The sequence below is a fragment of the Pseudomonas sp. ICMP 10191 genome (genome assembly GCF_001467335.1).
Classification (GTDB): domain Bacteria; phylum Pseudomonadota; class Gammaproteobacteria; order Pseudomonadales; family Pseudomonadaceae; genus Aquipseudomonas; species Aquipseudomonas cerasi.
In genome coordinates this window covers 1-11,172 of sequence record NZ_LKGW01000134.1, presented here as the reverse complement: position 1 = coordinate 11,172, position 11,172 = coordinate 1, and the positions used below count along the sequence as shown (strand labels likewise).

Genomic DNA, 11,172 nt, shown 5'->3' with positions numbered 1-11,172 from the left:
CCACCTCGCTGAACTTCGACCTCGCGGTCTACGAGTGTTTTGCACCGCTGACCTCGGGCGGCAGCATCGAAGTCGTCAAAAACGTGCTGGAACTGCAACACGGCGAGCACGATATCGGCCTGATCAACACCGTACCATCGGCGCTCTGCGCTGAAACGCAGCCTCGTGGAAAACCTGTTCGAAAAAACCGGCGTGCAGCGCCTGTGCAACCTCTACGGCCCATCCGAAACCACCACCTATTCAAGCTGGGTGGCTATGGATCGTGAAGATGGCTTCGCAGCTCACATCGGCAAACCGGTCGGCAATACACAGTTTTACCTGCTGGACGAACAGCAACAGCCTGTGCCACTAGGCGTTGCCGGTGAGATCTACATCGGCGGTGCTGGCGTGGCCCGTGGCTACCTGAACCGTGACGACCTGACTGCCGAGCGTTTCCTCAAAGACCCGTTCAGCCAAAACCCAGCGGCACGCATGTACCGTACTGGCGACCTTGGCCGTTATCTGCCAGACGGTAATATCGAATACCTCGGCCGTAACGACGATCAGGTGAAAATCCGCGGCTTCCGTATCGAACTGGGCGAGATCGATGCGCGTCTGGCCAAACACCCGGCCGTCCACGAAGCCGTAGTGACAGCCCGCGAAGATGTGCCGGGCGACAAGCGTCTGGTGGCTTATTACACCTTGGCGACCGGAAACACCGTGGTCGACATCGATAACCTGCGCAGGCATTTGCAGGAAAAGCTGCCTGAGTACATGGTGCCGGCCATTTATGTGCGGCTTGAGGCCATGCCGCTGACCCCGAACGGCAAACTCGACCGCAAGGCTTTGCCAGCACCGGACGCCGATGCACTGATCAGCCGTGGCTACGAAGCTCCACAAGGTGAAACCGAAACGCAGATCGCGGCCATCTGGCAAGAGCTGCTGGGCGTTGCCCGGATTGGTCGTCACGACAACTTTTTCGAACTCGGCGGTCACTCGCTGCTGGCAGTCAGCCTGATCGGGCGCATGCGCCAGTTGGGTCTGAGCACCGATATACGCGTGCTGTTCAGTCAGCCGACGTTATCTGCACTGGCTGCCGCAGTCGGCGGTAGCACGGACATCGTGGTGCCAGCCAATCTGATCACCGAGGATTGCCAACGCATTACGCCTGAACTACTGCCACTGGCCAACCTGACCCAGGCACAGATCGACCAGGTGGTTGCCAGCGTGCCGGGCGGCGTGGCGAATGTGCAGGACATCTACCCGTTGGCGCCGTTGCAGGAAGGCATTCTCTATCACCACATCGCCGCCGAGCAGGGCGATCCGTATGTGCTGCAGGCGCATTTCGCCTTTGACGACCACGCGTGCCTGGACGCTTTCGTCCAGGCTTTGCAGGCAGTTATTGATCGACACGACATTCTGCGCACCGGTGTAATCTGGAAAGGCCTGGACTCACCCGTACAAGCGGTCTGGCGCCACGCGCAATTGCCTCTTGAGGCGTTGCAACTCGACCCCGCAGCCGGTGATGTCAGCACGCAACTGCACAGCCGCTTCGACCCGCGTCACCACCGCCTGGATGTCACTCAGGCACCGCTGATGCGCCTGGCCTATGCCGAAGATCCGCTGAATCAGCGTATCTGCGCGATGCTGCTGTTCCATCACATGGTCCTCGATAACATGGCGATGGCCGTGGTACAGCATGAAATGCAGGCCTGGCTGTTGGGCGAAGCTCAAAACCTGTCGACACCGGTGCCATACCGCAATTATGTGGCCCAGGCACGCCTGGGCGTCAGTCAGGCCGAGCACGAAACGTTTTTCCGCGACATGCTTGGGGATGTGGACGAGCCGACGCTGCCATTCGGTCTGCTGGATGTGCAGGGCGATGGCCTTGATATCGAGGAAGCCAACCTGGCGCTAACCCCTCGGTTGAACCTGAGACTGCGCGCTCAGGCCCGACAACAGGGCGTGAGCGCCGCCAGTCTGCTGCACCTGGCCTGGGCTCAGGTGTTGAGCACGGTTTCCAACAGGCAGGACGTAGTGTTCGGCACCGTGCTGATGGGCCGGATGCAGGCCGGGGAAGGCGCCGAGCGGGCCTTGGGGATGTTCATCAACACCTTGCCGCTGCGGGTTTCAGTGGGCGGAAAGAGCGTGCGTGACGCGGTCAAGGCCACCCATGAGCGTCTGACTGCCTTGCTGGGTCACGAACATGCTTCGCTGGCGCTGGCTCAGCGTTGCAGCGGCATTGCCGCACCGACGCCACTGTTCAGTTCGCTGCTCAACTATCGCCACAGTGCGCCTGGCAGCGTATCCGAGCGGGCTACCCAGGCCTGGCAGGGTATTCATACGCTGAACAGCGAAGAACGCACCAACTATCCATTGACCTTGAATGTCGATGACTCCGGTGAAGGCTTCAACCTGAACGTGCTGGTCAGCAGTACCGTGGGTGCCAAACGGGTCTGCGCTTACATGCAGACTGTGCTGGAGCATCTGGTGGATGCGCTGGAACAGTCACCGTCCTCGGCCCTCGGCAGCCTGCCGGTCCTGCCTGCTGCCGAACGTGAGCAGTTGCTGGTGCAGTTCAACGACACCGCGCTGGATTACCCGCAGCAACAGACCATTCATGGGCTGTTCGAAGCACAGGTCGAGCGCACGCCAGATGATGTGGCCGTAGTGCATGGCGAACAAAATCTGACCTATCGCGAGCTTAACGAACAGGCCAACCGCCTGGCGCATGCCTTGCGCAAGCAGGGCGTGCAGCCGGATTCGCGGGTCGGGATCTGTGTGGAACGCGGTGTGGAGATGGTCGTCGGTTTGCTGGCGATCCTCAAGGCGGGCGGCGGTTATGTGCCGCTCGACCCGGCGTATCCAGCGGAACGTATTGCTTACATGTTGCAGGACAGCGTGCCTGCCGCTGTGTTGGCGCAGTCGGCAACTGAAGCGCTGCTGACCGACGTTTCGGTGCCTGTTATCAATCTTGATCTGAACGATTGGCAGGACGAATCCGTCCAGAACCCGCAGGTGCCGGGGCTGACTTCAGCGCATCTGGCGTACCTGATCTACACCTCGGGTTCGACCGGCCTGCCAAAAGGCGTAATGATCGAACACCGCAACACTGTGAACTTCCTGAGCTGGGCGCACACGGCTTTTGACGGGGCAGCACTGGAGAAAACGCTGTTCTCCACTTCGCTGAACTTCGACCTCGCGGTCTACGAGTGCTTCGCGCCGCTGACCTCGGGCGGGAGCATCGAAGTCGTCAGGAACGTGCTGGAACTGCAACACGGCGAGCACGATATCGGCCTGATCAACACCGTGCCGTCGGCGCTGAAAGCACTGCTGGAAGTTAACGGCCTGCCGGAATCTGTGCACACCGTGAACGTGGCCGGTGAAGCACTGAAACGCAGCCTGGTTGAATCGCTGTTCGAAAAAACTGACGTGCAGCGCTTGTGCAACCTCTACGGCCCATCTGAAACCACCACCTACTCAAGCTGGGTGGCGATGGATCGCGAAGACGGCTTCGCTCCACACATCGGCAAACCGGTCGGCAATACACAGTTTTACCTGCTGAATGAACAGCAACAGCCCGTTCCACTGGGCGTTGTGGGCGAGATCTACATCGGCGGGGCCGGTGTGGCGCGCGGTTACCTGAACCGTGACGACCTGACTGCCGAACGCTTCCTCAAGGACCCTTTCAGCCAACAGCCTGCGGCACGCATGTACCGTACCGGCGACCTTGGCCGGTATCTGCCAGACGGCAATATCGAATACCTGGGCCGTAACGACGATCAGGTGAAAATCCGCGGCTTCCGTATCGAATTGGGCGAGATCGATGCGCGTCTGGCCAAGCACCCGGCGGTCCACGAGGCAGTGGTCACTGCCCGCGAAGAGATTCCCGGCGACAAGCGTCTGGTGGCTTATTACACCCTGAGCGCAGGGCAGGCTTCGGTGGACATCGATAGCCTGCGCGACTGGCTGCAGGAACAACTGCCGGCCCACATGATCCCGGCAGCCTATGTGCTGCTCGACGCAATGCCGCTGACCCCGAACGGTAAGCTCGACCGCAAGGTCCTGCCAGCACCGGACGGTGATGCACTGATCCGTGGCGGCTACGAGGAGCCACAAGGCACAGCAGAAATCACTCTGGCGAAAATCTGGAGCGACTTGCTCAAGATCGAACGTGTCGGTCGCCACGACCACTTCTTCGAACTGGGCGGTCATTCGCTGCTGGCAGTGAGTCTGATTGAACGTATGCGCCAGGCCGGCCTGAGCGCCAACGTGCGTTCGCTGTTCAGCCAGCCGACCCTTGCGGCACTGGCGGCAGCGGCAGGCGCGGTCGACGATCTGGTTATTCCGGCCAACCGCATTCCTGCGGACTGCCAGAGAATCACTCCGGACATGCTGCCGTTGATCGACCTGAGTCAGGAGCAGATCGACCAGGTGACAGCCTGCGTGCCCGGCGGCGCAGCGAACGTGCAGGACATCTATCCGTTGGCGCCGTTGCAGGAAGGCATTCTCTACCACCACATCAGCGCCGAACGGGGCGACCCCTATGTGTTGCAGGCGCAGTTTGCCTTTGACAGCCGCGCACACGTTGACACCTTCGCCAAAGCGCTGCAAATGGTCATCGACCGCCATGACATTCTGCGCACGTCCATGCACTGGGAAAGCCTTGATGAACCGTTGCAGGTGGTCTGGCGCCAGGTCGAGCTAGGCGTCGAAGAAGTTCAACTCAACCCCAGGCTAGGTGATGTAACCCGTCAGTTGCAGGAGCGCCTTGACCCACGCCAGATACGCCTGGACATCCGTCAGGCACCCTTGATGCGCATGGTGTGTGCTTTGGACACCGTTAACCAGCGCTGGGTGGCGATCTTGATGTTCCACCACATGATCCTCGACCACACCGCGCTGGATCAGGTGCAGCATGAAATGCGGGTCTGCCTGCTCGGTCAGGCCGAGCAACTTGGCGACTCCATTCCCTACCGCAATTATGTCGCTCAGGCCCGAAAAGGCCTGAACGAGCAGGATCACGAGCAGTTCTTCCAGGACATGCTCGGCGACATCGACGAGCCGACGCTGCCATTCGGCCTGCACGATGTGCAAGGCGACGGCAGCGCGCTCGATCATGCCCGTCTGCAGCTGGACGGCGCGTTGGACCAACGCTTGAGAGTTCAGGCGCGGCAACTTGGGGTCAGTGCGGCGAGCCTGATCCACCTGGCGTTCGCGCAGATGCTGGGCCGCGTCAGCGGACGTGAACACGTGGTGTTCGGCACCATCCTGATGGGCCGGATGCAGAGCGGTCGAGGTGCCGAACGAGCCCTTGGCATGTTCATCAATACCTTGCCGCTACGGATAGACCTAGGCGACCAGGGCGTGCGTGAAGGGGTCAAGGCCACGCACCGGCGCTTGACCGGCTTACTCGGGCACGAGCATGCGTCGCTGGCGCTGGCCCAGCGCTGCAGCGGCGTGGTCGCACCGACGCCGCTGTTCAGCGCCTTGCTCAATTATCGGCATAGCAACGTTGCCGTAACCGATGAGGCACTGACGGCGTGGAGTGGCATGCAGTCGTTGGGGATGGCCGATGAAGAACGCACCAACTACCCATTGACCGTCAACGTCGACGATACAGGTGAAGGTTTTCTGTTCACCTCGCTGGTCACGGCGAGCATCGGCGCGCAGCGTGTGTGTGACTATTTGCAACTGGCCGTAGAGGGGCTGATCGATGCGCTGGAACAGGCACCGCAAACCCCGCTGCATGCTATTTCAATATTGCCGCTCAGCGAGCGTAAGCAGTTGCTCGAACAGTGGAACGAGCCCGGCAACACCTATGCACACGAAACACCGATCCACCAGCAATTCGAAGCCCGCGCTACAGAACGACCAGACGCCGTGGCGCTGGTATTCGAAGATCAAACCCTGAGCTACGGCGAACTCAACGCCCGCGCCAACCAGGTTGCCCATCGCTTGCTCGCGCTGGGTGTGCGCCCGGACGATCGCGTGGCGATCTGCGTCGAGCGTGGCCCGGCGATGATTATCGGCTTGCTGGGCATCCTCAAATCCGGTGCCGGTTATGTACCGTTGGACCCGGCTTACCCGCTAGAACGCCTGGCCTATACCCTCGGCGACAGCACGCCGGTCGCACTGTTGAGCCAGCAGACCGTGCAGCAAGCCTTGCCAGTGACGGAACTGCCAATCATCAGTCTTGACGATGCCGACTTGCAGGACGAATCCGTGTGCAATCCGCAGGTAGCGGTCAAGTCCAGCGACCTGGCCTATGTGATCTATACCTCCGGCTCCACCGGCCTGCCCAAGGGCGTGATGGTCGAGCATCGCAACGTTGCAAGGCTGTTCTCGGCCACTGAAGAGTGGTTCGGTTTCAATGAACAGGATGTCTGGGCGCTGTTCCACTCGTTCGCCTTTGACTTCTCGGTCTGGGAAATCTGGGGCGCATTGCTGCACGGCGGACGTCTGTTGATCGTGCCGCAACTGGTCAGCCGCTCGCCGGAAGACTTCTACACATTGCTATGCAGCGCTGGGGTAACGGTGCTCAACCAGACGCCGAGCGCGTTCCGGCAACTGATTGCTGCCCAGGGCGAGAACGCGCAGGCGCATTCGCTGCGTCAGGTGATTTTCGGTGGTGAAGCGCTGGAAACGGCGATGCTCAAGCCGTGGTATGCCCGCAACGTGAATGCCGAGACACAACTGGTGAACATGTACGGAATTACCGAAACCACGGTGCATGTGACCTATCACCCGTTGCAGGCCGACGATGCACAGCGTATCGGTTCCAGCCCGATCGGCCGGCGCATTCCCGATTTGCAACTGTATGTCCTCGACACCAATGGCGAGCCGGTACCGGTCGGCGTGGTTGGCGAGCTGTATGTCGGCGGCGCCGGTGTGGCGCGTGGCTACCTGAACCGTGAAGCACTGACGGCCGAGCGTTTTATCGACAACCCGTTCAGTACGGCGCCGGGTGCGCGCCTGTATCGCACCGGCGACCTCGGACGCTGGCTGGCCGATGGCAGCCTGGAATACCTGGGCCGTAACGACGAACAGGTCAAGATTCGCGGTTTCCGTATCGAACTGGGCGAGATCGAAGCACAACTGGCCGCGTGTGACGCTGTACAGGATGCGCTGGTGCTGGTGCGTGAGGACGAGCCCGGTGACAAGCGTCTGGTGGCCTACGTCATCGGTACGGCGGGACTGGAACCGGACGCTACGCAACTGCGCGAGCAACTGCGCCTGTCGCTGGCCGAGTACATGCTGCCAAGCGCCTTTGTCAGCCTGGAAAGTTTCCCGCTGACGGCCAACGGCAAGCTCGACCGCAAGGCTTTGCCAGCACCCGACCGCTCGGCGGTGGCCAGTCGCGGCTATGAAGCACCTGAAAACGATACCGAGATGGCCATTGCGCGTATCTGGCAAGACCTGCTGCAACTGGAGCAGGTTGGTCGTCATGACAATTTCTTTGAGCTGGGCGGCCACTCGCTGCTGGCCGTGAAACTGATCGAGCGCATGCGCCAGATCGATCTGGTTGCCGATGTGCGCGTGCTGTTCAGCCAGCCGACCCTGTCTGCCCTGGCGGCCGCAGTGGGCGGGAAGGGTGCTGTAGAAGCCCCCGCTAACCTTATTCCCGCCGGCTGTGAGCGCATCACCCCGGACATGCTGCCGCTGGTGTCGCTGAGCCAGGACGATATCGACCGCGTGGTGGCAAGCGTGCCCGGCGGCCTGGCCAACGTGCAGGACATCTATGCCCTGGCACCGTTGCAGGAGGGGATTTTGTATCACCACCTTGCCGCAGTCGAAGGTGACCCGTACCTGCAATATGCACTGTTTGCCTTTGACAGCCTCGAGCGGCTGCACAGTTTCGCTCAGGCCCTGCAAGGCGTGATCGCCCGCCACGATATCCTGCGCACCGCGATGCTTTGGGAGCGTCTCGACGCACCCGTGCAGGTGGTCTGGCGTGAGGCAACTCTGGGCCTGGATGAGCAGGTGCTGGACCCGGCCGAAGGCGACATCACCGAACAACTGATCAAGCGCCTGGACCCTCGTCACACGCGTCTGGACATCCGTCAGGCGCCGATGCTGCGTATCGGCTATGCACAGGACGCGGCGAATAATCGCTGGCTGGGCATGCTGCTGTTCCATCACCTGGTGGACGATGCCACCTCGCTGCGCATTCTCACCAGTGAAATCGAGGCGTACATGCTCGGGCAGCAAGCCTCGCTGCCACCGTCCGTGCCTTATCGCAACTACGTGGCCCAGGCAATGCTCGGTGTCAGCCGTGAAGAGCACGAGGCGTTTTTCCACGACATGCTCGGTGACGTCGATGAGCCGACGCTGCCATTCGGCCTGCAGGACGTGCAGGGCGACGGAAGCGGTATCGAGGAAGTACGCCAGGTGGTCGACATCGACCTGAGCCGCCGCCTGCGCGTGCAGGCCCGACAGCTCGGGGTCAGCTCCGCCAGCCTTTATCACCTGGCCTGGGCCCGTGTACTGGGCGCTGCATCCGGCAAGGACGATGTGGTGTTCGGCACCGTATTGCTCGGTCGTCTGCAGGGCGGTGCCGGGTCTGACAGGGCGCTGGGGATGTTCATCAACACCTTGCCGTTGCGTGTCACGCTGGGCGAGCAGGGCGTGCGCAGCGGTCTGAAAGCCACCCACGCACGACTCAGCGGGCTGCTGGCCCATGAGCACGCCTCGCTGGTACTGGCCCAACGTTGCAGTGGTGTACCCGCTTCGACGCCATTGTTCAGCTCGCTGCTCAACTTTCGCCATACCGGTGATCTCGACGCAAGTGACCAGGCGCTGGTCGCCTGGGAAGGCATTCAGGCGCTGCATGGCGAAGAACGCACCAACTACCCGCTGACCTTGTGCGTGGATGATCTGGGCGAAGGTTTCGCCTTGACCGTCATGACCGAAGGGCAGATCGGTGCCAAACGTGTGTGTACCTACATGCACTGTGTGCTGGAAAATCTGGTGCAAGCACTGGAACAGACCCCGGACGCTGCGCTGGGAGCGCTGAATATCCTGCCCGCGATCGAGCGCCAGCAACTGCTGGAAAGCTGGAACACTCCGCATGCCCTGCAGGCCGACGACACCCTGATTCACCGTACCTTCGAAGCCTGGGTGGTGGCGCAGCCGAATGCCGTGGCCTTGCATTACGAAGACCGCACCCTGACCTATGCCGAGCTGAACACTCGCGCCAATCAGGTGGCCCATTATCTGCTGGGCCTGGGCGTGCAGCCAGATGACCGGGTAGCGATCTGTGTCGAGCGCAGCCTGGAAATGATCGTCGGTCTGCTCGGGGTGCTCAAGGCCGGTGCCGGTTACGTGCCGATTGACCCGGCCTATCCGGCCGAGCGTATCGCCTACCAGGTGCAGGACAGCGCACCGATGGCGGTGCTGGCCGATGCTGCAGGGCTGGCGCTGCTGGGCACGTTCGATGGCCCACGCATGGATTTGCACAGTCCGGCGTTGCAGGCCCAACCGGGTCACAATCCACAGCTGACCGGGCTCAGCCCGCGCCACCTGGCGTACGTCATCTACACCTCCGGTTCGACCGGCCTGCCCAAGGGCGTAATGGTCGAGCATCGCAACGTGGCCCGTTTGTTCTCGGCCACACAGAGCTGGTTTGGTTTCAACGAGCAGGATGTCTGGGCGTTGTTCCATTCATTCGCCTTCGACTTCTCGGTCTGGGAAATCTGGGGTGCGCTGTTGCACGGCGGGCGTTTGTTTATCGTGCCGCAGCTGGTCAGCCGCTCCCCGCAAGACTGCTACGCGCTGTTGTGCAGCGCCGAAGTGACGGTGCTCAACCAGACTCCGAGCGCGTTCCGCCAGTTGCTCAACGCCCAGGGCGAGAGCGATCAGCGACATTCCTTGCGCCAGGTGATTTTTGGTGGCGAAGCGCTGGACACCGGGATGCTCAAGCCTTGGTACGCCAGGGTGATCAACGCCGGTACGCAATTGGTGAACATGTATGGCATCACCGAAACCACGGTGCATGTGACCTACCACCCCTTGGTGGCGGCAGATGCGCAGCGGGCGGGCGTGAGTCCTATCGGTGTGCGCATTCCCGATTTGCAGTTGTATGTACTCGATGCACGTCGCGAGCCGGTGCCGGTGGGTGTTGTTGGCGAGCTGTATGTCGGCGGTGCCGGTGTCGCGCGGGGCTACTTGAACCGTGAAGCGCTGACCGCCGAGCGTTTCCTGGCGAACCCGTTCAGCAAGGATCCTCAAGCGCGCCTGTACCGAACCGGCGACCTGGGTCGCTGGATGGCTGACGGCAGTCTCGATTACCTGGGCCGCAACGACGACCAGGTCAAGATCCGTGGCTTCCGTATCGAGCTGGGAGAAATTCAGGCGGTGCTGGCTGCCTGCGATACGGTCCGCGAAGCGCTGGTGCTGGTCCGCGAGGATCAACCGGGTGACAAGCGCCTGGTGGCCTATGTGATCGCCGAGCCGGGCCACGAGATCGTCGCGGCTGACTTGCGTGCGCGGTTGCTGCTGTCTCTGGCCGACTACATGGTGCCCAGTGCTTTTGTGGCACTGGACAGCTTCCCCCTGACCGCCAACGGCAAGCTCGACCAAAAGGCATTGCCTGCTCCGGATGCGCAGGCACTGGCAATGCGCGAATACGCGCCGCCAGAGGGCGATGTCGAGATCGCCATCGCGCAGATCTGGCAGTCCCTGCTGCAAGTGCCGCAGGTTGGCCGCCACGATCATTTCTTCGAACTGGGCGGGCATTCGCTGCTGGCCGTCAAACTGATCGAGCGCATGCGCCAGATCGACCTGTCGGCTGACGTGCGCGTGCTGTTCAACCAGCCGACCCTGGCCGCACTCGCTGCGGCGGTGGGCGGGTACACCGACGTGCAAGTGCCGGATAACCTGATCGTGCCGGGCTGCGAGCGTATTACCCCGGACATGCTGCCGCTGGCTGACCTCGATCAGGCAGGGATTGATCGGGTCGTCGCCAGCGTGCCGGGCGGCCTGGCCAACATTCAGGACATCTACGCCCTGGCCCCCTTGCAGGAAGGCATTCTCTATCACCATCTGGCCGCGGATGAAGGTGACCCCTACATCTTGCAGATGCTCTTCACGTTCGATGATCGCGAGTGCCTGGCCGGTTTCGCCGCGGCCTTGCAGAGCGTGGTCGAACGTCACGACATCCTGCGCACCAGCGTGGTCTGGGAGGGGCTTGAG

1 pseudogene is annotated in these 11,172 nt (G+C 61.7%); it reads left to right on the top strand.

Annotation, left to right across the window (positions count from 1 at the left end):
• Window positions 1-11,172, top strand: a pseudogene (gene sypC / locus AO388_RS20480) (syringopeptin non-ribosomal peptide synthetase SypC); the annotation flags it as partial.